Origin of the sequence: Janthinobacterium sp. 61, from assembly GCF_002846335.1 — a bacterium.
Taxonomy (GTDB): Bacteria; Pseudomonadota; Gammaproteobacteria; order Burkholderiales; family Burkholderiaceae_D; genus Janthinobacterium.
In genome coordinates, this window is record NZ_PJMQ01000001.1 from 4,772,115 (window position 1) to 4,797,592 (window position 25,478).

Annotated in this window: 14 protein-coding genes and 1 riboswitch; of the genes, 6 read left to right on the forward strand and 8 right to left on the reverse strand. The window is 63.2% G+C overall.

What is annotated here, in order from left to right; genetic code table 11:
- Positions 1-17: 17 nt before the first annotated feature.
- From CLU92_RS21625 to CLU92_RS21635, 3 genes are all read right to left on the reverse strand, one after another.
- Positions 18-1,115 carry a M48 family metallopeptidase gene (locus tag CLU92_RS21625; RefSeq protein ID WP_101483558.1) on the reverse strand — a complete coding sequence of 366 codons (1,098 nt, stop codon included), beginning with the start codon at positions 1,113-1,115 and terminating at the stop codon, positions 18-20.
- Positions 1,112-2,278 (reverse strand): HPP family protein, encoded by a 1,167-nt coding sequence (locus CLU92_RS21630; RefSeq protein WP_101483559.1) that lies wholly within the window; start codon positions 2,276-2,278, stop codon positions 1,112-1,114. The genes CLU92_RS21625 and CLU92_RS21630 overlap by 4 nt, the downstream gene beginning before the upstream one ends.
- Before the next feature lie 80 nt (positions 2,279-2,358).
- On the reverse strand, positions 2,359-2,649 hold the full coding sequence (locus CLU92_RS21635; protein WP_101483560.1) for a DUF3349 domain-containing protein: 291 nt from the start codon (positions 2,647-2,649) through the stop codon (positions 2,359-2,361).
- A gap of 165 nt (positions 2,650-2,814) precedes the next feature.
- Between CLU92_RS21635 and CLU92_RS21640 the strand changes: the two genes are divergently transcribed.
- On the forward strand, positions 2,815-3,315 hold the full coding sequence (locus tag CLU92_RS21640; RefSeq protein ID WP_101483561.1) for a co-chaperone YbbN: 501 nt from the start codon (positions 2,815-2,817) through the stop codon (positions 3,313-3,315).
- Positions 3,316-3,321: 6 nt separating this feature from the next.
- On the opposite strand, the gene CLU92_RS21645 is transcribed toward CLU92_RS21640, so the two are convergent.
- A complete protein-coding gene (locus tag CLU92_RS21645; protein WP_243857878.1) occupies positions 3,322-5,328 on the reverse strand; it encodes a methyl-accepting chemotaxis protein in 2,007 nt (668 codons plus the stop codon).
- 197 nt (positions 5,329-5,525) lie between these two features.
- Positions 5,526-6,023: an Lrp/AsnC family transcriptional regulator gene (locus CLU92_RS21650; RefSeq protein ID WP_101483563.1), complete on the reverse strand. Its 498-nt coding sequence runs from the start codon at positions 6,021-6,023 to the stop codon at positions 5,526-5,528.
- 168 nt (positions 6,024-6,191) lie between these two features.
- On the opposite strand from CLU92_RS21650, the gene CLU92_RS21655 reads away from it, so the two are divergent.
- Positions 6,192-8,219, forward strand: a complete 2,028-nt coding sequence (locus CLU92_RS21655) for an aminotransferase class V-fold PLP-dependent enzyme (RefSeq protein WP_101483564.1) — start codon at positions 6,192-6,194, stop codon at positions 8,217-8,219.
- Between the two features lie 300 nt (positions 8,220-8,519).
- Complete coding sequence (locus CLU92_RS21660) at positions 8,520-17,252, forward strand: GH36-type glycosyl hydrolase domain-containing protein (protein ID WP_373918515.1); 8,733 nt, start codon at positions 8,520-8,522, stop codon at positions 17,250-17,252.
- On the opposite strand, the gene CLU92_RS21665 is transcribed toward CLU92_RS21660, so the two are convergent.
- The gene (locus CLU92_RS21665) at positions 17,249-17,464 is read right to left on the reverse strand and encodes a hypothetical protein (RefSeq protein WP_101483565.1); all 216 of its coding nucleotides are present in this window, start codon (positions 17,462-17,464) and stop codon (positions 17,249-17,251) included. The genes CLU92_RS21660 and CLU92_RS21665 overlap by 4 nt on opposite strands.
- A gap of 126 nt (positions 17,465-17,590) precedes the next feature.
- A complete protein-coding gene (locus CLU92_RS21670) occupies positions 17,591-18,166 on the reverse strand; it encodes a TMEM165/GDT1 family protein (protein WP_101483566.1) in 576 nt (191 codons plus the stop codon).
- A gap of 9 nt (positions 18,167-18,175) precedes the next feature.
- Positions 18,176-18,356: riboswitch (yybP-ykoY riboswitch) on the reverse strand.
- Between the two features lie 145 nt (positions 18,357-18,501).
- Between CLU92_RS21670 and CLU92_RS21675 the strand changes: the two genes are divergently transcribed.
- The 3 genes from CLU92_RS21675 to CLU92_RS21685 all read left to right on the forward strand — a co-directional run bounded on the left by CLU92_RS21675 (position 18,502) and on the right by CLU92_RS21685 (position 24,525).
- Positions 18,502-20,883: a M1 family aminopeptidase gene (locus CLU92_RS21675; protein ID WP_101483567.1), complete on the forward strand. Its 2,382-nt coding sequence runs from the start codon at positions 18,502-18,504 to the stop codon at positions 20,881-20,883.
- Positions 20,884-21,002: 119 nt separating this feature from the next.
- Positions 21,003-22,862: a M1 family metallopeptidase gene (locus CLU92_RS21680; RefSeq protein WP_101483568.1), complete on the forward strand. Its 1,860-nt coding sequence runs from the start codon at positions 21,003-21,005 to the stop codon at positions 22,860-22,862.
- A gap of 22 nt (positions 22,863-22,884) precedes the next feature.
- Complete coding sequence (locus CLU92_RS21685; protein ID WP_101484819.1) at positions 22,885-24,525, forward strand: serine hydrolase; 1,641 nt, start codon at positions 22,885-22,887, stop codon at positions 24,523-24,525.
- A gap of 98 nt (positions 24,526-24,623) precedes the next feature.
- Here the strand turns inward: CLU92_RS21685 and CLU92_RS21690 are convergent, their stop codons facing one another.
- Positions 24,624-25,448, reverse strand: a complete 825-nt coding sequence (locus CLU92_RS21690; RefSeq protein ID WP_208327758.1) for a class I SAM-dependent methyltransferase — start codon at positions 25,446-25,448, stop codon at positions 24,624-24,626.
- Positions 25,449-25,478 lie beyond the last annotated feature (30 nt).

Sequence of the window (25,478 nt, forward strand, 5' to 3'; positions counted from 1 at the left end):
GTAGTGAGGGAATGTTGCTATTTCGCCGTAGGCGGCAGGGCCGCTTTCATGGCCTGCCAGTGCTGGCTCGCCAATGGGACGCAGGCGGGGCAGGGCTTGCTGGCGATCAGGCTCTCGATCTGCTGGGCGCGCGCCGCCGTTTGCGGGTGCGAGGAAATCCAGCCCGGCGTCGCCCCCTTGTCCTTGTCATCAAGCTTCTGGAAAAAGCGCAGCATGCCATCGGGACGGATCTGCGCGCGCTGCAAGGCAAGCAAACCCAGCCGGTCCGCTTCCTCTTCCATGTCGCGGCTGAAATACAGGGTGCCGGCCTGGTGCGCCAGCATGGAGGCCACGGCGCTGATGTCGCCGATGGTCACGCCTACCAGTGCGCCCCAGCCCAGGCTGCTGATCATTTGCCGCAGCGAATGGCGCTGTTCCACATGCTGCACTTCATGCGCCAGCACGCCGGCCAGCTCGCCCGGGTCGCCCGCCTGGCGCAGCAAGCCCGTATGCACGACGATGATGCCGCCTGGCATGGCAAAGGCGTTCACGGTGTCGTCCTGCTTGATCAGCCAGCGGTATTGGTAGCGCGAACCGGCCGTCAGCGTGCGGCCGATGTCCTGCACCGTTTGCTGCGCCGCGCCGTGCTCGCTGATGCCGCCCTGCGCGCGCACGTGCGTCAGGGCCAGTTCGCCCAGCTGTTTTTCCACCGACAGGGGAATCAATCGCGCCAGTGCGCCAACGGCATGGCCGCCTTGCCACCACAGCAGGGCAGAGGCGATGACGGCTGTACCCGTCAAACCGGCCAGCCAGCCCGACACTTGCCGCCGGTTGCGCTGGCGCTCCCCCCACAGGCGCTGCAGTTGCGGCTGCAGCGCGGGCGGCGCTTCCTTCAGGACGATGGCGATGTCGCTCGCTGTCAACGGCTTGAGCGACGCCTGCCGGCCTTGTGCATCGAGCCAGTTCAGGAACAGTTCGGGCCCATCGATACCGCCCACGCTGACAAGCAGTTGCACCACATCGACGGTGGAGCCGGGTGCATCGATGGCCAGTTGCGCGCCGAAAAAATGCGCGTTGACAATCGCGCCGGTGGCGCCGCCATCGGGGCCGGTCAGCAGTGCCTGGAATGGCGTCATGCAGCCGCCTCGGCGAAGCGGCTTTCATATAAGGCCGCCATCAGGTCGGACTGGCTGATGATGCCAGCCAGGCGCTCTTCATCGTCAAGGATGGGAATATGGTGATAGCCGGCGTCTGCCATCAGGGGCACGAGATCCATGATGGGCGTGCCCCGGCGGGCCGTGTGTGGCGACGGCGTCATCAACTGGCCCACCACTTCAGGCTTGTCGCTGTGGGACAGGCCGCTGCGCTGCAGCAGGCTGCGCAGGCGCTGGCGCATGCCTTGATAATCGTCGAGTCCGCCATGGCGCAGAAAATCCGTCTGCGTGATGATGCCGATGACCCGGCGCGCCCGGTTGACGACGGGCAGGGCGCCCACGTCGTGTTCGCGCATGGTGCGCCAGGCAACATCGAGCGGCGTGCCGAATTCCACGCTGAGCACGTCCTTCGACATGATGTCGGCGCAGGTGACGACGCCGAAGCGGCGCTGGTAGGCACGCATTTCCGTTTGCAGGAAGATCGCCTGCAAATCGTCGCGGCTGATGTCGAGCACTTCGCTGTGCTGGCGCAAGACGGCATCGAGGTCATCCGGCGAAAATCCCAGGCGGGTGCTGGGGATGTCATCCTTCGTGGCGTGCGGATGCGGTGCGGCCAGTTGCTGGGTGTGCGGGTAGCGGCGTCCCGTCAGGTTGTTGTACAGCACGGCGCAGGCGACCAGCACGGCTGAGTTGAACAGCACGGTGATGAAGACGAATTCGAAGCCGGCCGCATGCACGCTGGCGCCGCCGACCACGGTGGTCAGGGCCACGGCGCCGCCCGGCGGATGCAAACAGCGCAGGGCAAACATGGCGCCGATGGCCAGGCAGGCCGCCAGCGCCGCCACGCCTACGCTGGGCCCCAGCCATTTGACGCAAGCCATGCCCACCAGACCGGAGACGACATTGCCGCCCACCACGGACCACGGTTGCGCCAGCGGGCTGGCTGGCAAGCAGAACAGCAGCACGGCCGAGGCGCCCATGGGTGCGATCAGGTAGACGCTGGCGCTATCGGGCGCCAGCAGGAAGTGGCAGATGAGTCCTGTCAGCAGCAAACCGCAGATGGCGCCCGCGCAGGCGCGCAATTGTTCGCGGCGACTGCCATTGTTCGGTTGCGGCAGCCAGCGTGCCAGAAAAGAAGTCGTCATGTGGGAGGGCGCGTTCGGGCCGCGTTGCTCAGTGTGAGCCCTGTATTATCCCATGCGTTCCATTTCGCTGCCGGCGGAGCCTAGTCCTCGGCGCAGACCGCTTGCAAGCCGTGCCGCTCCAGCAAGTGCCTGGTGGCCTCGATGGCGGAGGGCTCCGGTTTGCTGCTGACGCAGGCATAGATGTCATTGAGGATCGTCGCCGCATCCTTGCCCGTAACGGCTGCCATCAGCTCGACCAGGTTGCGGTCGGAAAAGTGTTCATACAGCAAGGCCAGCACGGCGAAATACGCCGTATCGGGCATGCCGCCGGGATAGGCGCTGCGCAGCATGTGCGCGGCGCCGGACAGCGTTGGGGGCAGGGTATCTGGCATGTGCAAGCGGCTTCTCCTTGGTGGCGCTTATACGTGCTTATACGTTTTCCGCATAAGCACAGTGCAATTAAATGGTGGATATTTCCCACAAGCAGGCATATTCTAGACAATCACGCCCGCTGGCAGCTGTCCAGCTGGCCCCACGATTTCTCCCAGGAGCCCTGTATGCGCTTTCCCCTTCTTCTTGCCAGCCTGCTGCTTGCCGGCACCGCTGTTGCCGCCGCCCCGACACCGGGCAACCCTGTCGCCACGCCGCATTTGCCGTATAACGCGGCGGCCGACGCCAAGGCCGACGTGGCCCGCGCGCTGGCCGAGGCCAAGGCGGCGCATGTGCCCGTACTGCTGATCTTTGGCGCCAACTGGTGCGAGGATTGCCGCGCGCTGGACAAGGCCTTGAAGGAGGGCAAGAACGCCGAGTTGATGCAACAGCAGTTCAAGGTCGTCAAGGTCGACGTGGGCAACTTTGACCATAACCTCGATGTGGCGCAAGCCTATGGCAATCCGCTCAAAAAAGGCATCCCGGCTGCCGTGCTGGTCTCGAGCGACAACAACCAGGTGCTGTACGCCACCAAGGGAGGCGAACTGGCGAATGCGCGCCGCATGAGCGAGAGCGGTATTTATGACTTCTTCAAGCAAGCGGCGAGCGTGAAAGCACCGGCGATTTAATCGCCTTTAAAACTCTTCCCACGCATCGCTGGCCGGCGCTTTCGGGCGCGCGGCGCGGATCGCTGCTTTGACCATCACCGGGCGGGACGGCTTGGCCAGCGTGGGCTTGCGGGCCGGTTGCTGCGGCGGCGCTGCATGCCCCGTTTCTTCCAGTTTGAAGACGCTGACCACCTGTGCCAGCTTGCCAGCCTGATCTTGCAAGGATTGGGCTGCCGCTGCTGCTTCTTCCACCAGGGCCGCGTTTTGCTGGGTCGCGTCATCCATTTGCGTGACGGTGGCATTGACTTGCGCGATGCCCTGGCTTTGCTCCTGGCTGGCTGAAGCGATCTCGCCCATCAGGTCGGCAACCCTCTGGACCGACACGACGATGTCCTGCATGGTGGCGCCGGCGGAGTCGACCAGTTTGCTACCCGCCTCCACCTTGCTGCCCGAGTCGATGATCAAGTCCTTGATTTCCTTGGCCGCCGCTGCCGAGCGTTGCGCCAGGTTGCGCACTTCTGTCGCCACCACGGCAAAGCCGCGGCCCTGTTCGCCCGCGCGCGCCGCCTCGACTGCAGCGTTCAGGGCAAGGATATTGGTTTGAAAGGCAATGCCGTCAATTACGCCGATAATGTCCGCGATCTTGCGCGAACTTTCCGTAATCGCGCCCATCGTCTGCACCACCTGGCCCACCACCTCGCCACCCTTGACAGCGTGGCTCGAGGCCGACACCACCAGCTGGTTCGCCTGGCGCGCATTATCCGCGTTCTGTTTCACGGTCGACGTCAGCTCTTCCATGGCCGCCGCCGTCTCTTCCAGGCTCGATGCCTGGGCTTCCGTACGGGCCGACAGGTCCAGGTTGCCCGAGGCGATCTGGCTCGATGCGCTGGCAATGGATCCGGTACTGTCGCGAACTTCGCGTATCGTCACGTTCAGCGATGCGACGAAACGGTTGAAGGCAGCGGCCAGCGCGCCGACCTCGTCTTCCGATTCGACGGGCATGCGGCGGCTCAGGTCGCCGTTTCCGCTGGCAATTTCGCTGAGCATGTCGGCCGCCCGTGCGACGGGGGCGGCGATGGCGCGGCTGATGACATAAATGATGCACAGGGCGATACCGCCACCCACCAGTCCGGCGATCAGGGCGGCGATCAGGGCTGACCGCGTGACATTGCCCAGCACTTCCGCTTCCGGCACTTCGGCCATTACATATAAATTCAACTCGGGCACGAAGGAGGCGGCGACGAACTGCTTGCCGGCCGGCGCCGAATAACTGGCATAGGTGTATTTGTGGCCGGTCAGCAGAGTCTTGCTCAATGCCTCATTAAAGCCGGGCAAGTTCTTCAACTGATGCTTACCGTCGGCCAGGGCAGGATCGCGGTGGATCAGCAGGCTGCCGTCGGCGCGTACCAGGTAGACATGGCCCGTCTGGCCGACCTTGTAGCTACGGATGGTTTCGGCCATGGTGTCGACGCTCAAGCCCATGCCTGCAATGACGGCCTTGCCACCGGCCGTCTGGCCCCGCGCATTCAGGAACAGCATGAAACTGCCCGAGGCCGGATCGCGATCCAGATTGATCGTGTGCTGTTTGTTTTCGTCGAGCATGCTGAAGAACCAGTGATCTGCTGGCAACTGCTTGTCCAGCGTGCGGATCAAGCCCGCATCGGTCATGTACCTGGACGCAGCCTGTGAGCTCCAGCTGACGACGGCCGCCTTGTTTTTTTCCTTGAGCATCTTGGCATAGCGCTGGAAAGTGGCCATGCCAATGTCGGCCAGCTCCGCGTCTTCCCAGTCCTGCAGGAAGACATCATTGGCCATCGTCTGCACCACCGACAGCGGCTGGCTGATCTGGCGCAGCACGTCGTTGCGGATCTCGCCTACCTGGGCCGGCAGTTCCTGGCCGACGACGCGCTCGCGCACATAATCGCTGCTCATGCGCACGCTGAGGAAAGAGGAAATGCCCATGAACAGCAACAGACATAAACCCATGCTGAACATCAATTTTTTCTGAATGGAGAGGTGGCGAAGCAGATGCATGGACGACCCTGGGAATGGGCCCGCGCGCCTGGCAGAGGTTGCCGGACATGCACAGGCACGTGCGCAGTATAGCGACGGATAGGGTGAAAATATGGGGAGAATATCGTATTTAATTGATGGTTGTTGCCACAAGGCAACGATTTCATGATGTTAACATGCGTGATTTTCATGCGCATCCGTACGGCGCGGAAAAACGTTCAGGCAGGTAAGCCGTGGGCGATCAATTCCAGTGGCAATTCCGTGCTGCACTTGATTTGCTCCATGGAAAAGGCGGACGACACGCCCGTCAGTTGCACGGCCTTGATGAGTTTTTTATAGAAGGTATCGTAGCCCTTGATGTCGGTGGTGACGACTTTCAGCAGGTAGTCGATGTCACCGCTCATGCGGTGGAATTCCTGTACCTCGGGCAGGACGATGACAGCGGCGGCGAAGCGGCGCAACCATTTTTCATCGTGCTGTCCCGTGCGCACGCTGACGAAAACCGTGACGGGCAAGCCCACTTTTTGCCGGTTGACGATGGCCACGCGGCTCTCGATATAGCCCTCTTCCTCCAGGCGCTTGACGCGCTTCCAGCAGGGCGTGCTGGACAGGCCGATCTTCTCGCTGAGGGCGGCGATCGACAGGGTGCCGTCCTGCTGCAGGGCGGCCAGGATGGCGCAGTCGAATTTGTCGAGCAGGGTATTTAGTGAATTCATTTTGTTTTTCAGGTTTTTATGGCATAAGCATGCTACATAGTACCGTGTTTGCAGTGTCTTTTGGCATATCTTCACGGGAGCATGCCGGTAGACTATTCATACGTTCCAGCCGCCTGCGCTGCGTCCTTTTTAGCTGCGCCCTTTTCATAGAATACTCAGACTGCCATCATGAAAGAAATCTACCTCGACAGCAATGCCACTACCTGCGTGCTGCCCGCCGCCGTTGCCGCCGCCCGGCAAGCGATGGAGCAGGGCTATGGCAATCCCAGCAGCACCCATGCCACGGGTTTGCAGGCCAAGGCCATGATGGATGGCGTACGCCAGCGCGCCAGCCGCTTGCTGGGCGTGGGTGACGGCCGCTTGATGTTTAATAGCGGCGCCACCGAAGGCATTCAGACGGCCGTGCTGTCGGCCCTGTGCGCGCTGCGCGAACGCCGCGATGCGGGCAAGCGCATCGGCAGTCTGCTGCTGTATGGCGCGACCGAGCACAAGGCCGTGCCGGAAAGCCTGGCGCACTGGAACCGTTTATTGGGCCTGAACCTGGAAGTGCGCAAGCTGCCTGTCGACGCGCAGGGACGCCACGATCTGCAGGCGCTCGATGCGCTGATCGGCGATACGGCCATGCTGTGCACGATGGCAGCCAACAATGAAACGGGCGTCATCAGCGATTTGTCCGCCATCGCCCAGCTGCTGCAGGACCGCGGTGCGGACGCCTACTGGATGGTCGATTGCGTACAGGCGCTGGGCAAGCTGAAATTGAACCTGGCCGCCACGCGCATCGACTACGCGCCGTTCTCTGGTCACAAGCTGTATGCGCCCAAGGGTATCGGCATGCTGTACGTGCGCGCCGGTGCGCCATTTACACCGTTGATGATGGGCGGCGGCCAGGAAGCTGGCCTGCGCTCGGGCACGGAGAACATGGCCGGCATCGCTGCCTTGGGCGCCGTGCTGGCCGCCCTGGAGGATAGCAAGACTTTCCGCAGCCACGCGGAACTGGCTACTTTTCGAGAGCAGCTGGTGGCCAGCCTGGAGCACGCATTTCCCGGCATCGTGTTCAATATGCCGTTTGACTTGGCGCTGCCGACGACGCTCAATTTTTCCGTGCCTGGCTTGTCCTCAAAAGAGCTGCTGGACCTGTTCGACGCGGCGCGCGTGCGCGTCAGCTCGGGCAGCGCCTGTTCCGCCGCCAAGGCCCTGCCCAGTTATGTACTGGAAGCGATGCATGTGCCGCAATGGCGTGCCAGCTCGGCCATCCGTTTGTCGTTCGGCCCCCTGATTGACGCGGCAACCGTCGCATCCGCCTGCGCGCGCATTGAACGCTGCGGCGAGGCGCTGCGCAGCAGCTGTCTGTTGCCGTCGGCCCTGGCGCCATCGCCGCAGGACGGGGTGATCCAGCTGAGCGTGGACGGCCAATGCACCTGGCTGCTCAGCGACGCCGCCAGCGCCAGTTGTGTCGTCATTGATCCCGCCGCCGAACTCGTGCCGCGCCTGGCCGCTTTTATCCGCTGCCAGCACCTGGCCTTGCGCGCAATCGTGCACACGGCGGCTCCAGCCGACCACGGCGTGGCGCGCCTGGCGCTGCTGCAGGAACTCGCCATTGAACAGGTGGGGCGTTTCGATATCGACGGTGGGCTGGCACTGGGCCAGCAGCGCCTGCGCCAGATCGAGTGCGGTGAGACGCATGTTTACTTGCTGGGGCAGCGCTTCGCCTTTATCGGCAATCTGGCGCCCGACGCGCTGACGCCCTTGCTGGAGGCGGCGCTGGTGACGCCAGACACCGTACTGTGCGGCTCACGCGACGACGGCGACATCTGCAGCACCGTACGCGCGGTGCGGGAAGGCATCGTGGCGGCTGCCGACCGGCAGCTCGATGCGGCCGCTTTGCCCGGCTTCCTGCGCCAGCATCCCGACGCCATCCTCGTCGACGTGCGCGAAGCATATGAACATGCGGCCTGCGCCGGCACGGTGTTCGAGGGCTGTGCCGTGCACAGCGTACCGCTGAGTCGCCTGGCAGGGCAGGTGGCCGCCTGGCTGCAGCAGCCACAGCGCCCCCTGATCTTTTTCTGCCGCAGCGGCAACCGCAGCGCGCGCGCAGCCGCCTGTCTGCGCCGTCTGGGCCATGCTGCGGCATGGCAACTCAACGGCGGCATGGCGATGGCGGAAGCGACACGTCTCCCGCTAGCCATCGCGGCCTGACGGGGCAGAAGTTCCTCCGTTGGAATGTTGCACCGTGCCATCATTGGCACGGTGTCTCAGTTTATTTTCTCGCCTTCCTTTCCTGCCGGCATTTTTCTCCCCTGCCATTGGCTGATTTCTTTGCCTGCACGTCCCCAATACCTCGGCTATGTACGCTAGCGCACGGTCTTGCGCGCTGGGCGGACCTACGATGAAGTTCAGAAAATCTCCCTATACCCTGAGATTCGTCGCAACGCTCCGGCGCTTCGCTTTCCGTCTTCGCCAGTGTCCGATCGTTTTCTTCCAGACTCGGCCGGCGTGATGGCGGCCGCTGATTGCCTGCGCGCACCTAGCGAGGCCAAGTTGAAAGAGTACACCGCAGTAGTCACGCAGCAAATCAAGGAACGGCTTTCCAAATTCAAGGAAAGCTTCCGCGACCATCCCCATGTACCGGACAGTTTCGACGCCGCGCGCGACGATGCCTTGCCCCTGCGTTCGGAGTTATTCAGTGCCATGCAGATGGCCGCCCACGGCAAGAACGTGGCCGCCGGCCACGCGGTGGGCAAGCACCATGGCCGCGACCGCCTACTGGCGCGTCTGGCTGACAATGCGGCCCTGATCACGGCCACCATCAATGAACTGACGGCCACCGTCAAGAGCGGGCGCCAGGTCACGCCCGCCTCGGAGTGGCTGCTGGACAATTTTTACCTGATCGAAGAGCAGATCCGCACCACGCGGCGCCACCTGCCGAAGAACTACAGCAAGGAGCTGCCGCGCCTGACGTCTGGCGTGGACGCGGGCTGCCCGCGCGTGTATAAAATTGCGCTGGAAATCATTTCGCATGGCGACGGCCGGGTCGACCTGGAAAACCTGTGCCATTTCATCGAGGCTTACCAGGATGTGGCAACGCTCACGCTGGGCGAATTGTGGGCCGTGCCCATCATGCTGCGCCTGGCCCTGATCGAAAACCTGCGCCGCGTCGCCGTGCGCGTGGCCGACGACCGCATGCAGCGCGACCTGGCCAATACCTGGGCCGACCAGATGACGGACATCGCCGAGCGCAATCCCAGCGGCTTGATACTGCTGGTGGCCGACATGGCCCGTTCGAATCCGCCGATGACCAGCGCCTTCGTGGCTGAATTGTCGCGCCGCCTGCAGGGACAAAGCTCGTCGCTGACCCTGGCCCTGTCGTGGCTGACGCACAAGCTGGCCGAATCGGGCCTCACCCTCGAGCAGCAGGTCCAGTCCGAGATCGGGCAGCAGGCGGCCGACCAGGTGTCGATCGCCAACAGCATCGGCAGCTTGCGTTTTCTGGGCACCATGGATTGGCAGGAATTCGTCGAGACCATGAGCGTGGTCGAGCAAACCCTGCGCCTGGATCCGGCAGGCACGTATGGCTTGATGGATTTCGCCACGCGCGACAGCTATCGCCACGCCATCGAGCGTATCGCCAGGCGCAGCGCGCGCAGCGAAGTGGAAGTGGCCGAGATGGTGGTGCAACTGGCACATACGCACGGCAACGGCAATGACGCACGCCGTGGCCACATTGGCTTTTACCTGGTCGGGCGCGGCGTGCTGGTGCTGGAAAAGCAGGCCGGCGCGAAGCTGCCGTTCATCGAGGCGCTGCAGCATACGGCGCGCGCCGCGCCGCTGGCCGTCTACCTGGGTGCCATCTCGTTCCTGACCCTGGCGACGAGCGCATTGCTGCTCGAACGCGCCGTGCGCCATGGCGTGCAGGGCTGGCCATTGGCGGCGCTAGGCGCGCTGGCGCTGCTGGGCAGCAGCCAGCTGGCCGTGGCCGTGGTGAACTGGCTGGCGACCCTGATGACGTCGCCGCATCCGCTGCCGCGCATGGATTACCAGGCCGGCATTCCGTCGGATGCGCGCGGCATCGTCGTGGTGCCGACCCTGATCTACAGCGAGGAAAACGTGGCCGCCCTGTGCGAGGCGCTGGAAGTGCGCTACCTGGCGAACCGCGATCCCAACCTGCGTTTCTGCCTGCTGACGGATTTTGTCGATGCATCCGCGCAAACGATGCCGGGCGACGAAGCCTTGCTGCGCCAGGCGCAGGAGACCATCCGTGGCTTGAACGATAAATACCGCGTGGAAGGCGCCGAGTTCAAGGGCAATGGCGAGCCGGCCGACCGCGACGAGCTGGGTCATGCAGGGCCATTTCTGCTGCTGCACCGTCCGCGCTTGTGGAATTCGCAGCAGAATGCGTGGATGGGGCAGGAGCGCAAGCGCGGAAAATTGTCCGACCTGCACGCCTTTCTGCGCGGCGGCGCGCGTGACAAATTCTCGCTGGTGGAAGGCGAATTGCGCGGCTTGCGCACCATCAGATACGTGATCACGCTCGACACCGATACGCAGCTGCCGCGCGACGCGGCACGCGAATTCATCGCCACCATGATGCACCCGTTGAACCGTCCCGTGCTGGACGCGGCGGGCACGCGCGTGGTGGCCGGCTACGGCATCCTGCAGCCGCGTGTGGCCGTGGCGCTGCCCAGCGCGAATGCGTCGCGCTACGAGCTGCTGTGCGGTGGCGAACCGGGCATCGATCCCTACACGCGCACCGTCTCCGACCTGTACCAGGATGTATTTTACGAAGGCTCCTTCATCGGCAAGGGCATCTATGACCTCGACATGTTCGAGCGGGTGCTGGGCCAGCGCCTGCCCGACAACAAAATCCTCAGCCACGATTTGCTCGAAGGCTGCTATCTGCGCGCCGGCCTGCTCAGCGACTCGCAACTGTATGAGGAGTATCCGGCCCGCTACGACGCCGATGTCAGCCGCCGCCAGCGCTGGATACGCGGCGATTGGCAGCTGATCGGCTGGCTGCTGGGCCGCGTGCCTGGCCGCGCCGGCAAGCGTGAACGCAATCCCCTGTCGATGCTGTCGCGCTGGAAGCTGTTCGACAATCTGCGCCGCAGCGTCGTGGCGCCGGCCACCACGCTGTCGCTGCTGCTGGTGTGGGGCTTCTTGCCCCATGTGGCCTTCTGGAGCGCGGCGGTGCTGGCCATTATCTTCCTGCCGCCCGTCTTCTCGGCCCTGTACGACCTGTTGCGCAAGCCGCGCGACACCCTGTGGCGCCAGCATCTGGCCGCGTTCGAGCGGCGCTGCGGCGTGCAGTTTTCGCATGCCATGCTGACCCTCGTCTTCCTGCCCTATGAGGCGTGGATCAGCCTGGACGCCATCGCGCGCACCCTGTGGCGCCTGGGCGTGTCGCATAAACATTTGCTTGACTGGCGCGCCTCGAATCTGCATACGGCTTCCGGCTCGCAGGGAGACAGTTGGCGCGCCATGTGGTGCTCGCCCGCGCTGGCGCTGGCCACCTTTGCTGCCTTGCTGCACTGGCGCGCGGAAGCGTTGCCGGCCGCCGCCGTGGTGCTGCTGCTATGGCTGGCCGCACCTGCCATCGCCTGGTGGATCAGCCGCCCCATCGAACGGGCCGTGGCGCGCCTGTCGGCCGAGCAGGGGCGCTTCCTGCATGGCGTGGCGCGCAAGACCTGGGCGTATTTCGATACTTTCGTCGGTCCCGATGATCACTGGCTGCCGCCCGATAACATGCAGGAGCATCCGAGCCTGGTGGTAGCGCACCGCACCTCGCCGACGAATATCGGCCTGGCGCTGCTGGCCAACCTGACGGCCTACGACTTCGGCTATGTCACCATGGGCCAGTTGATCGAGCGCAGTCGCGCCACCTTGCATAGCATGGGGGAACTGGAACGCTTTCAGGGGCATTTCTATAACTGGTACGACACGCAAACGCTCAAGGCGCTGCAGCCGATGTACATCTCGACGGTCGACAGCGGCAACCTGGCCGGCCATCTGCTGACCTTGCAGCCTGGTCTGGTGGAACTGTACGACGCCCCCATCATGGGGCCACAGATCGTCGATGGCATCCGCACGACGGCGCAGGTACTGCAGGAGTTCATTGCCGCCGAAGGCGAAGGCCAGGAGGTGCGCTCATCGCTGGCGCTGCTGCAAATGCCGGCCGCGCCAGCCAGCCTGGCCGAATGGCATGCCTACCTGAGTACCGCGAATGGCGCAGCCGACGCGCTGCTGTCGCTGACCCTGCAAAGCGAGGATGGCGAGCGGTCCATGTGGAGCGGTGCGCTGGCGCGCCAGTGCCGCGCGGCGCTGGCCGAATTGCTGCAACTGGCGCCGTGGGCGGCGCAGGCTGGCATTGATGCGGCGTGGCTGCGCGTGCCGACCCTGCGCGAACTGGCCAAACTGGACGTGGCGGAAGGTACGCCGCCCGAGCTGGCGGCATTGTTGGCGCAAGGCCGCGAGCAGGCGGGTCGCCACATGCGCGACATCGCCCACGCGGCGGGCCAGGCGCGCGACTTCGCGCAGATCGAATACGCTTTCCTGTACAACCCGTCGACAAAACTGCTGGCCATCGGCTACAACGTCAGCGAACGGCGGCTCGACCCCAGCTACTACGATTTGCTGGCCTCCGAAGTACGCCTGGCCAGCTTCATCGCCATCGCCCAGGGACAGCTGCCGCAGGAGCACTGGTTTGCCCTGGGCCGCCAGCTATGCATGGTGGCCGGCCAGCCCGTGCTGCTGTCATGGAGCGGCTCGATGTTCGAGTACCTGATGCCGCTGCTGGTGATGCCTAATTATCCGAATACCCTGCTCGACCAGACTTACCACTCCGTCATCGAGGCGCAGATCGACTATGGCCGCCAGCGCGACGTGCCGTGGGGGATTTCCGAATCCGGCTACAACACGGTCGACGCCAGCCTGAATTACCAGTATCGCGCCTTTGGCGTGCCGGGGCTGGGCCTGAAGCGGGGCCTGGGCGACGACCTGGTGGTGGCGCCGTACGCCAGCATGATGGGCCTGATGGTGCAGCCGGAAGCGTCGTGCCAGAACTTGCAGCGCATGCAGGCGGCCGGCTACATGGGCCGCTACGGGTTTTTTGAAGCCATCGATTTCACCACCGCGCGCCTGCCGCGCGGGCAGAGCAGCGCCGTCATCCGCTCCTTCATGGTGCATCATCAGGGCATGGGTTTCCTGGCCCTCAGCTACCTTTTGCACGACCGCCCCATGCAGCGCCGCTTTGAGTCCGATCCGCTGCTGCAATCGGCCTTGCTGGTGCTGCAGGAACGTACGCCGCAGGCAGGTGCGTTTTACTCGAACACGGCCGAACTGGCGGTGCTGCGCAGCGGCGCGTCCGAGCAGGCCATGCCGATGCGTATCCTCACGCAGGCCAACAGCGCCGTGCCTGAAACGCAGTTGCTGTCGAATGGCCGCTACCACGTCATGGTAAGCAATGCTGGCGGCAGCTATAGCCGTTGGAAAGACTTGTCCGTGACGCGCTGGCGCGAGGACAGCACGCGCGACAACTGGGGCAACTTCTGCTATTTGCGCGACCTCGACGACGGTGCCGTCTGGTCCACCATGTACCAGCCCACGTTGGCCGAGCCGAAGAATTACGAAGTGATTTTCTCCGAGGGACGCGCGGAATTTCGCCGTGCCGACCATGGTCTCGACTTGTACACGGAAATCGTCGTCTCGCCCGAGGACGACATCGAAATCCGGCGTACGCGCATCAGCAATAATTCGAACCGCCAGCGGCGCATCGAGATCACCAGCTTTGCCGAAGTGGTGATGGCGCCGGCGGCGGCCGATGCGGCCCACCCCGCGTTCAGCAAGTTGTTCGTGCAGACGGAAATCCTCGCGCATGAAAATGCGATTTTGTGCACGCGTCGGCCCCGCTCGAAGGACGAGCAGATGCCGTGGTTGCTGCATGTGATGACCGTGCACGATATCGAGCACTATGCCGTGTCGTTCGAGACGGACCGCGCGCGTTTCATCGGCCGCGGCAACACGGCGCAACTGCCGCAGGCACTGCAGGAGAGTGGCCCGCTGGCTGGCGGCCACGGCTCCGTGCTCGACCCCATCGTGGCCATCCGTTACGTCATCACGCTTGAACCCGACCAGGCAGTGACGGTCGACAGCGTGACCGGCATGGTGGAGCAGCGCGATGCGGCGTTGCACCTGATCGATAAATACCAGGATCGCCATCTGGCTGACCGCGTGTTCGAGCTGGCCTGGACGCACAGCCAGGTAGTGCTGCGCCAGTTGAATGCCAGCGAAGCCGATGCGCAGCTGTATGCGCGCCTTGCCAATGCCGTGATCTATGCGAATGCGGCCTTGCGTGCCGAGGCGGGCATCCTGATCAAGAACCAGCGCGGCCAGTCCGGCCTGTGGGCGTATGCCATCTCGGGTGACCTGCCCATCGTGCTGTTGCAGATACGCGACGTAGCCAATATCGAACTGGCGCGCCAGATGGTGCAGGCGCATGCCTACTGGCGCCTGAAAGGGCTGGTGGTGGACCTGGTGATCTGGTGTGAGGACCAGTCGGGCTACCGCCAGCTGCTGCACGACCAGATCATGGGCCTGATCGCCTCGGGCATCGATGCGCAGGCGATCGACCGCCCGGGCGGCATCTTCGTACGCCAGGCCGAGCAGATCGCCAATGAAGACCGCATCTTGCTGCAATCGGTGGCGCGCGCCATCATCAGCGACCTGCGCGGTACCCTGGCCGAGCAGGTCAAGCGCCCTCCCAGCCCCGTGCTGCGCATGCCGCCGCTGCTGCAGGATCCGGCCCGTGAACATGGCGGCGTGCCGTACCAGGCACCAAAGCGCGAGTTGATCCTGGAAAATGGCCTGGGCGGTTTCACGCCCGACGGGCGCGAATACGTGATTACCACTGGCGAAGGCAAACAGACGCCGGCGCCATGGTCGAACGTGCTGGCCAATGCGCAATTTGGCACGGTGGTGTCCGAAGGCGGCCAGGCGTATACATGGAGCGAGAATGCGCATGAATTCCGTTTGACACCATGGCAAAACGACCCCGTTTCCGACTTGTCCGGCGAAGCGTTTTACGTGCGCGACGAGCAGAGTGGCCAGTTCTGGTCGCCGTCGGCCCTGCCGGCGCGCGGCAGCGGCGACTACGTGACACGTCACGGCTTCGGCTACAGCATTTTCGAACACAGCGAGGGCGGCATCGCCACCGAACTGTGCACCTATGTGGCGCTGGACGCGGCGGTCAAATACTCCGTCATCAAGGTGCGCAACGACAGCGGCGTGCCGCGCCGGCTTTCCGTCACGGGCTATGTGGAATGGGTACTTGCCGATCTGCGCGCCAAGTCCGGCATGCATGTGGCCACCGAAGTCGACACCATCAGCGGCGCGCTGTTTGCGCGCAATAACTACAACACGGAGTTTTCCGGTCGTGTCGGCTTTTTCAATACTGACGCCAGCATCCGCTCCATCACTTGCGACCGCAATGAATTCATCGGCCGCAACGGCAGTCTGGCACAGCCGGCGGCGCTGCGGCGCGTGCGCCTGTCCGGCAAGGCGGGCACTGGGCTGGACCCGTGCGCGGCGATCCAGGTACCGTTTGAACTGCAGCCGGGGCAGGAGCGTGAAATTGTCTTCCTCCTTGGCGTGGGCGGTCGCCGCAATGCCGACGCCAGTACCATGGTGCAGCGCCATGCGGGCAAGGATGCGGCGCGCAATGCCCTCGACGCGGTGCGCGCGCACTGGGAGAGTACCCTGAGTGCCGTGCGCATCGAAACGCCCGATCCGTCGCTGGATGTGATCGCCAATGGCTGGCTGATGTACCAGACCATTGCCTGCCGTTTGTGGGCGCGCAGCGGCTATTACCAGTCGGGTGGCGCGTATGGTTTCCGCGACCAGCTGCAAGATGCGATGGCCATGATCCACACGGCGCCGCAATTGTTGCGCGGCCATTTGCTGCTGTGCGCGGCGCACCAGTTTGTCGAAGGCGACGTACAGCATTGGTGGCATCCGCCATCGGACCGGGGCGTACGCACGCACTGCTCCGACGATTACCTGTGGCTGCCGCTGGCTGCTTGCCGCTATGTGATCGCCACGGGCGACGTCAATGTGCTGTCCGAAGTGGCGCCCTTCATCGAGGGGCGCGCCCTCAAGCCTGACGAGGATTCGTATTACGACCTGCCCGTGCGTTCGGGCGAGTCGGCCGACCTGTACGAGCACTGCGTGCGCGCTATCCGCCATGGCCTGCGCCTGGGCGTGCACGGCTTGCCCCTGATGGGTTCGTGCGACTGGAATGACGGCATGGACAAGGTGGGTGAGCATGGCAAGGGCGAGAGCGTCTGGCTGGCCTTCTTCCTGTACGAAGTACTGCAGCGCTTCGCCGAGGTGGCCATGCTGCGCGGCGATGCGGCGTTTGCCCAGTTCTGCCGCGACGAAGCCGCCAAGCTGGCGGCCAATGTCGAGGAACACGCGTGGGATGGCGAGTGGTACCGACGTGCCTACTTCGACGACGGCACGCCATTGGGATCGCACACCAACGAGGAATGCCAGATCGATTCGATTTCGCAAAGCTGGGGCGTGCTGTCGGGCGCGGCCAACAAGGAGCGTGTCGCCGGCGCCATGCGCCAGGTCGATGCGCGCCTGGTTCGGCGTGACTCTGGAGTGATCCAGCTGCTCGATCCACCGTTCGACAAATCCAGCCTCAATCCCGGCTATATCCGTGGCTATGTGCCGGGCGTGCGCGAGAATGGTGGCCAGTACACGCATGCAGCTATCTGGACGGCAATGGCGTTTGCCCGCATGGGAGAGAGTGAGAAGGCGTGGGAACTGCTGCGCATGATCAATCCCGTGCGCCACGGTGTTGACGCGCAGGCTGTAGCGCGCTACAAGGTCGAACCGTACGTGGTGACGGCCGACGTGTATGCCGTGGCGCCGCACGTGGGACGGGGAGGCTGGAGCTGGTACACGGGATCGTCGGGTTGGCTGTACCGGCTGATCGTCGAATCCCTGCTCGGCTTGACGCGCGAAGCGAATGTGCTGCACCTGCGGCCGGCCATGCCGGGCGAGTGGGACAGCTTCAAGATGCAGTACCGATTCGGCGCCAGCAGCTATGCCATCACGGTGGAGCGTGCGCAGGGGCGGCCGGCGGGGCTGTCGCTCGATGGCGTCGCGCAGGGCGGCAACAGCATCGCGCTGCGCGACGAGGGCCGCGAGTATGCGGTGCTACTGCTGGTCTAGTCTTGCCACGTGTCGTGTTCCGGACGGCGCCGGCCAATCAGCAGGATCAGGCCGGCGCCCAGCAACAGCAGGTCGCGCGTGGAGACTTCGTTCGCGGTGGGGCGTGCGGCGTGCGTGGCAGCTGCCTGGCGTTGCGTATGGGGGGCTGCGGCGCCGGCCTGGCTTGCGTAGGCGGCCAGGCACAGCGCCGCCATCTTTCCATTCAAATGCATACATTCCTCAAGAAAGCGCGCTGACCAATCGGGACCAGCGCGCCGGTATTCAAGTCGCTGCCATTGTAATTATGAGCATGAATATTGTAAATGGGAAATTATATGAGGCTGCGTCAGTGTGATGCCTCAAAATCCCAAGGCCGCGCCCGCGCCCAGCAAGGTTGCCACGCCCAGTATGGCAAAGACCAGCGCCGCGATGCCATGCACCAGGCGCAACGGGACGCGGTTGGCGATTTTGTCGCCCAGGTACACGGCCGGTACGTTGGCCAGCATCATGCCGAAGGTGGTGCCTAGCACGACGGAAACAATGTCGTGGTAGCGCGCCGCCAGCGCCACCGTGGCTACCTGCGTTTTATCTCCCATTTCGGCCATGAAGAAGGCGATCAGGGTGGTCAGGAAGACGCCGTACTTGGCCAGCTTCGCCTCGTCTTCATCGATCTTGTCGGGAATCAGGGTCCAGGCCGCCATCGCCAGGAATGACACGCCCAGTACCCAGCGCAGCACGTCGGGTCCCAGCATGCTGGTGATCCAGGCGCCCACGGCGGCGGCGAACGCGTGATTGGCGATGGTGGCGACGAAGATCGCCAGCACGATGGGCAGGGGCCTGCGGAATTTGGCGGCCAGCAAAAAGGCCAGGAGTTGGGTTTTGTCGCCGATTTCAGCGAGACCGACGATGCCGGTGGAGATGAGGAAAGCTTCCATGAGATTGCAAGAGGTACGCGGGCCGGACGAATTAACCAATGACCCACGGGCGACTCCGGCCCATGCGGCCGCCCTGGATCAATGGTCTCGTCAAGTTCTGCAACCACCTGCACCATGGCCTGCGGGCCAATTATGTTGATACAGGTTCCTGCGGCTGACCGCAGGACGACTACTCCCCAATGTTCGAGGCGCATGATACGCCAATGCCGGCGTCGGCGCCAGTGCCGCCGGCGCGCGGCGGGGCCTTGTGTGTGGGACTTCGACAACAATGATCGATTTGCAAACAGACTCGACTTAGAATGCAGTTTGTCCACCACTCCCAGATGGAATGCGCCATGCCGGTCCTTGTCCGCTTGCTTGCCTTGTGTTTGACCCTGTTTGCCCCTTTGCCCGGCCTGTGCGCCGCCGCCCCTTTCGATGACAAGTTCCGCCAGCTGGAAGAATTGCTGCCCACGCCCAACGCTTATCGCACCGCCTCAGGCGCGCCGGGCCACGCCTACTGGCAGCAGCGCGCCGACTACGTTATCCGCGCCACCTTGGACGAAACGCGCCGCGAAATCACGGCCAGCGAACAGATCACCTATCACAACCGCTCGCCGGACAGCCTCGCGTATCTGTGGCTGCAGCTGGACCAGAATGGCTTGCGCCAGGATGCCGACCAGCGCCGCGTCCTGAGCGCGCCGTCGCGTCAGGCCTGGCTCAGTGGCACTGAAGAGGAGGCGCTGAAATTCGAGGACTTGCGCGCCATCCATGCGGGCCGCGAGTTTGATGGCGGGTTCAAGCTCACCGCCGTGAAAGCGGCCAGCGGCAAAGCCTTGCCGTATGTGGTCAACCAGACCATGCTGCGCATCGATTTGCCCGTGGCGCTGGCGCCCGGCCAGAGTATCAGCTTTGGCATCGACTGGTCCTATAAAGTCAATGACCAGAAGGTGCTGGTGGAGCGCTCCGGCTATGAATATTTTGAAGACGACAAGAACACGATTTTCCAGATCGCACAGTGGTTTCCGCGCATGGCCGCGTATTACGACGCTGCCGGCTGGCAGCACAAGCAGTTCCTCGGTTCCGGTGAATTCACCCTGGAGTTTGGCGACTACGAGCTGTACCTGACAGTGCCGGGTGATCACGTCGTCGCCGCCACGGGCGAGCTGCAAAATCCTGCTAGCGTGTTGAGCGCGGCGCAGCGCGAGCGTCTGGCGCGGGCGAAAAACAGCAATACGCCGCTGCTGGTGATCACGCCTGCCGAGGCGCTTGCGGCGGAAAAGGGCCGGACGGCGGGGATGAAAACCTGGCACTTCAAGGCGGCCAATGTGCGCGACGTGGCGTGGGCGTCGAGCCGCAAGTTCATTTGGGATGCGCAGGGACTGGACAGTGGCGGCAAGCGCGTGATGGCCATGTCCTACTATCCGAACGAGGGCAACCCGCTGTGGCAGCAGTACAGCACGCGCGCCGTCGTGCACGCCATCGAGCAGTACAACAAGTACAGTTTCGACTATCCGTATCCGAACGCGATTTCCGTCAATGGCGCCGTGGGCGGCATGGAGTATCCGATGATCTCGTTCAATGGCGGGCGCCCCGTGAAGGACAAGAAGACGGGCGAGCTCACGTATTCGAAGACGGCGAAATATGACCTGATTGGCGTGATCATCCACGAAGTGGGACACAATTACTTCCCCATGATCGTCAACTCGGACGAGCGCCAGTGGACGTGGATGGACGAGGGCCTCAATTCCTTCCTGCAGTACTTGGCCGAGCAGGCGTGGGAAGAGCATTTCCCCTCCTGGAATGGCGAGCCGCGCAAGATCGTTGACTACATGCGCAGCCAGAACCAGGTGCCCATCATGACCAATTCCGAGTCCTTGCTGCAGTTCACGGCGAATGCCTACGACAAGCCGGCCACTGCGCTCAACATCCTGCGCGAGACGATACTTGGGCGTGAACTGTTCGACTTCGCCTTCAAGCAATATGCCTTGCGCTGGAAGTTCAAGCGGCCCACGCCGGCCGATTTTTTCCGCACCATGGAAGACGCTTCCGGCACGGACCTGGACTGGTTCTGGCGCGGCTGGTTTTATACCACCGATGCGGTTGATATCAGCATTGACGGCATCAGCGAATATGGCGTGAGCACGAAAAATCCAGAAACGGAAAAGGCGTGGAAGAAGGCGCAGAAGGCCGCGCAGCCCATCTCGATCTCGGACCAGCGCAACAAGGCGCTGCCAAAGAAGGTTGACCTGGACCCCGCGCTGAAGGACTTCTATAACCGGCACGATGAATTCACGGTCACCAACAAGGACCGCAACAGCTATGCGGAGGAGCAGGAAACGCTGGAGCCTTGGGAGCGGAAACTGCTTGAGCAGCGCAATATGGGCAAGCATCTGTACCTGGTCGACTTTTCGAATATTGGCGGCCTGGTGATGCCGCTGATCCTGGAAATCGAACTGAAAAGCGGCAAGAAGATCATCGAGCGCGTACCGGCCGAAGTATGGCGTTATTCGCCGCACAAGATCAGCAAGGTCATCATCACGGACGAGCCAATGGTGAGCCTGGTGCAAGACCCGTACTGGGAGACGGCCGATATCGACACCAGCAACAACGCCTGGCCGCGAAAAATCACGCCATCGCGCCTGGAGCTGTTCAAGCTGGACCGCGACAAGAATAACCTGATGAAGGATTTTAATACGCCGCTGAAGGCGCCCGAAGCCAAGGCCGGAACGAAATAGTGAAACAGTGCCGGCCAGTCCGGCGTTTTTTTTCTGCCTGCCTGCGCCGGAAGTGCTATTCTGCGCGACGCCTCGGCGCACACGGACCGAGGCTTTCGCAAATCATTCAAAAGACGACCATGCAAACTTTGACCTTCCTGCGCGCGCTGGGCTGTGCGCTACTTTGCCAGGTAACCCTGGCGGCGCACGCCGATCCCCTTAGCTACGCGCGTTACGACCAGGTGCGCACGCGCGACCTGCAGCTGGACCTGAAAGCCGATTTCAAGCAAAAGACCCTCTCCGGCTATGCCGAGCTGTCCTTGAACTGGATCGATCCGGCGGCGCGCACCCTGGTGCTCGATACGCGCGATTTGTCGATCGCGAAAGTGCAGGTGCAGGACAAGCGCGGCGCATGGCAGATGGCGCCGTATCAGCTGGACAAGGCCGACCCGGAAAAGGGCCAGGCGCTGCGCATCACCACCACGGGCCAGCCGGGCAAAGTGCGCGTCTACTATCACACGGCGCCAAACGCCATCGCGCTGCAGTGGCTCACGCCGCAGCAGACCATGTCGGGCAAGCTGCCCTTCATGTTCAGCCAGTCGCAAAGCATCAACGCCCGCTCATGGGTGCCGTCGCAGGATACGCCAGCCGTGCGTTTTACCTACAGCGCACGCATCGATGCCCCAAGCGGCATGCGCGTCGTGATGAGCGCCGAGAATGACGAAAAAGCGACGGGCAAGGGCGGTTGGAAATTCAGGATGCCGCAGCCGATTCCATCGTACCTGCTGGCCATTGCCATCGGCGAACTGGAAGTGCGCAAGCTCGGTCCCCGTTCCGCCGTGTATGCCGAACCGCCCCGCATCAAGGCGGCCGAATACGAACTGGCCGACACGGAAAAGATGATCAAGGCCGCCGAAGCGCTATACGGTCCGTATGGATGGGGACGCTACGACATGATCGTGTTGCCGCCATCGTTCCCCTACGGTGGCATGGAAAACCCGCGCCTGACCTTCCTCACGCCAACCATGATCGCGGGCGACCGCAGCCTGGTCGACCTGATCGCGCATGAACTGGCCCACTCGTGGTCGGGCAACCTGGTCACCAACGCCTCGTGGAAGCACATGTGGCTCAACGAAGGTTTCACCACCTACGTCACCACGCGCATCGTCGAGCAGCTGTATGGCAGCGAAGTGGCGCAGATGGGCGTGCAGGTCGACCAGGAAGAACTGGCCGCGTCGATCAAGACATTGCCCGCGGCGAAAACGGCGTTGATCACGCGCGATGCGGATGCCAATCCCGCAGAAACGTATACGGACGATGGCATCATCTACCCGAAAGGTGCCTGGTTCCTGGCTACCATGGAGCGCCGTGCCGGCCGTGCCGTGTTCGATCCATTCCTGCGCGGCTGGTTCGACCAGCACGCGTTCCAGAGCGTGACGACGGAGCAGTTCATCGCCTACCTGCGCAAGAATCTGCTGGCGCAGCATCCGGACGTGATGCCGGAAGCGGAGCTCGATGAATGGCTGTATGGCACCGGCGTGCCGGCCAGCGCGCAGCGCGTTGTCTCGCCGCGCCTGGCGCTGCTCGACCAGCACCGCGACGCCTGGCTCAAGGGGGAGCTGGCGACGAAAGAGCTGGACATGGATCATTGGGTCGCCATCGAGTCGATGCACTTCCTGAACGACATCAACAACAAGGCCAGCGCGGCGCAATTGCGCGAACTGGATCAGGTCTACGGTGTGGGCAAGAGCGGCAACAATGAAGTGGCCTACCGCTTTTACCTCGCTGCCGTGAACGCCGGCTACGACGTGCAGCAGCCCTTGCAGGCATTCCTGATGAGCGTGGGCCGCCAGAAGTTCGTCGTGCCCCTGTACAGCGCGCTGATGAAGACGCCGCAAGGCCATGCCTGGGCCAAGGACGTGTACGCGCAGGCGCGCGCACGCTACCACCCGGTGACGCAGGAAAGCGTCGATAAATTGATGGCCGCGCAAGCGCATTGAACTTTCTTTGGACATCCTGAGCATGCATTCCATGAACCGTCTCGCCGCCGCCATCGTGCTGGCGTTTTCCAGCGTCACTGTGCCGGCACTGGCCTTTGACGCCGCCCCTGTTGCTGCTGCTGCTGCGCCGGCGCCCGCGCCTGCTTTTGATCTTGACCGTGACGTCGCCACCGCCCTGAAGGTTTTCGACGTGCCCGGCATGGCGATCGCCATCGTCAAGGATGGCAAGGTCATCACCGCCAAGGGCTTTGGCGTGCGCAAGCTGGGCGAACCGGCATCCGTCGGCGCCAAGACCCTGTTCGAAGTGGCATCGAACTCGAAAGGCTTCACGGCCGCCGCTCTGGCCATGCTGGTTGACGAGGGCAAGCTGGCCTGGGACGATCCCGTCACCAAGCACTTGCCAGGCTTCCAGATGCACGATTCCTACGTGACTGGCGCCATGACCATCCGCGATTTGCTGACGCACCGCAGTGGCCTGGGCCTGGGCGCCGGCGACTTGCTGTGGTGGCCCACCACCACGTTCAGCACCGACGAGATCATCGAGAAGCTGCGCTACATCCGCCCAGCCACGAGTTTTCGCAACAGCTATGCCTACGATAATCTGCTGTACATCGTCGCTGGCAAGATCATCGCCGACAAGGCCGGCAAGAGCTGGGGCGAGGCGATGCACGAACGCATCCTGGCGCCGTTGGGCATGACGGGCAGCACCACCAGCCTGGCCGAGAACGTTGGCAATCCCGACGTGGCCAATGCGCACAGCAAGATCGACGGCAAGGTCGCCGCCGTCAAATCGATGCCGGTGCCGAACGCCGTGGGCGCCGTCGGTATCAACACAAATGCGGAAGATATCGCCAAGTGGATGATGGTGCTGCTCGATGAGGGCAAGATCGCCGGCGTGATGGACAAGGATGGCAAGGAAGCGCGTCTGTTCAGTGAAAAGCAGGGCCGCGAGATGTGGACGGCGCAAACGCCGATCAAGATTGCCGAGCCGAAGCCAAAGCTGGCAGCGACCAAGCCGAACTTCAGCGCGTATGGCCTGGGCTTCCAGCTACGCGACTACAAGGGCATGAAAGTGGCCATGCACGGCGGCGCGCTGCAGGGCTTTTATTCGCGCGTGGTGATGGTGCCGGAAGCGAAACTGGGGGTGGCCATTCTCACCAATGCTGAAAATGGCGGTTCCATGACGGCGTTGCAATGGCGCATCCTCGACCATTACCTGCAGGCAGCGCCGTCGGACTGGCTCGCGCTGGTGGCCCAGGTGGAGCAGGACCAGCATGCGGAAGAAGTCAAGAAGCAGGGCAAGGCGTCGAGCGCGCGCGCGGTGAAATCGCAGCCATCGCTGCCGCTGGCGGCGTATGACGGCGAGTATGAGGATGCCTGGTACGGCAAGGTCGTGATCAAGCCGGAGGGGAAAAAACATATCCTCAGCTTCACGCGCACGCCGGACCTGACGGGCGAGCTGGAACACTGGCAGCATGACACCTTCATCGTGCGCTGGAAAGAGCGTAACTTCAACGCCGACGCCTATGTGACCTTCTCGCTCAATCCCGATGGCAGCATTGACAGGGTGAAAATGGCGCCCGTGTCGGCCGAAACGGATTTCAGCTATGACTTCCAGGATTTGAGCCTGGTACCGGTGAAGCCGAAGGAAACGAAGAAATAGAGCGGTAGGTCGGGTTAGCGCGTTACGCGTAACCCGACGCCATCACAGACGCCAACGATGTTGTCGGATTACGCGCGGCGGTGCCGCGCTAAGCCGACCTACTTGACGAACTTCAGGGTCATACGGTCACTCTCGCCGATGGCCGTGTATTTGGCCCGCTCCACATCCTTGTTGGCGTAGGTGGGCGGCAGTGCCCAGACGCCGCCCTGGTGGTCTGCCGTGTCCTTGGGATTGGCGTTGATGTCCGACTTGGCCGCCAGTTTGAAACCGGCGCCTTCAGCCAGTTTGATCACATATGCTTCGTGCATGTAGCCGCTGCTGGCCGTGGCATCCTGCACCTTGTTCGCCGGCAGGCGGTGTTCGACGACGCCGAACACGCCGCCCGGTTTCAGGCTGTCATAGACTTCCTTGAACAGGGTCTGCATACCTGCTTCGCCAATGGGTATCCAGTTGTGGATATTGCGGAAGGTGAGCACCATGTCGGCCGTGCCTTTGGGCGCGATGCGGTAGGTGGTGGGTGGCGCGAAGGCGCCGATTTCCACCTTGCCGAAAGCGGCCGGATTGGCGTCGAGTTTTTGCTGGAAGCGCGCCGCGCCGCGGCGTGCGCCTTCGCTGGCGGATTGCGGATCGTTGCCGGCGGCGATCAGCTTGCCGTTCTCGCGCAGGTAGGGCGCCAGGATCTCCGTATACCAGCCGCCGCCAGGCGCCAGTTCGACCACTGTCATGCCCGGTTTGATGCCGAAGAACGTCAGCGTTTCATACGGGTGGCGGGCGCTGTCGCGTAGCGCGTTGGCCGGCGTGCGCGCACTGCCGGCAATGGCTGCCTTCAGGGCCGCGTCGCCGGCATCGGCGGCCAGTGCCGCACCGCTGCCGCCACAGGCCAGCATGACCATCAAGGCCGCAGCCAGGGATACTCGCTTCATCATCATATGCTCCATGCGTGATTGGATCGG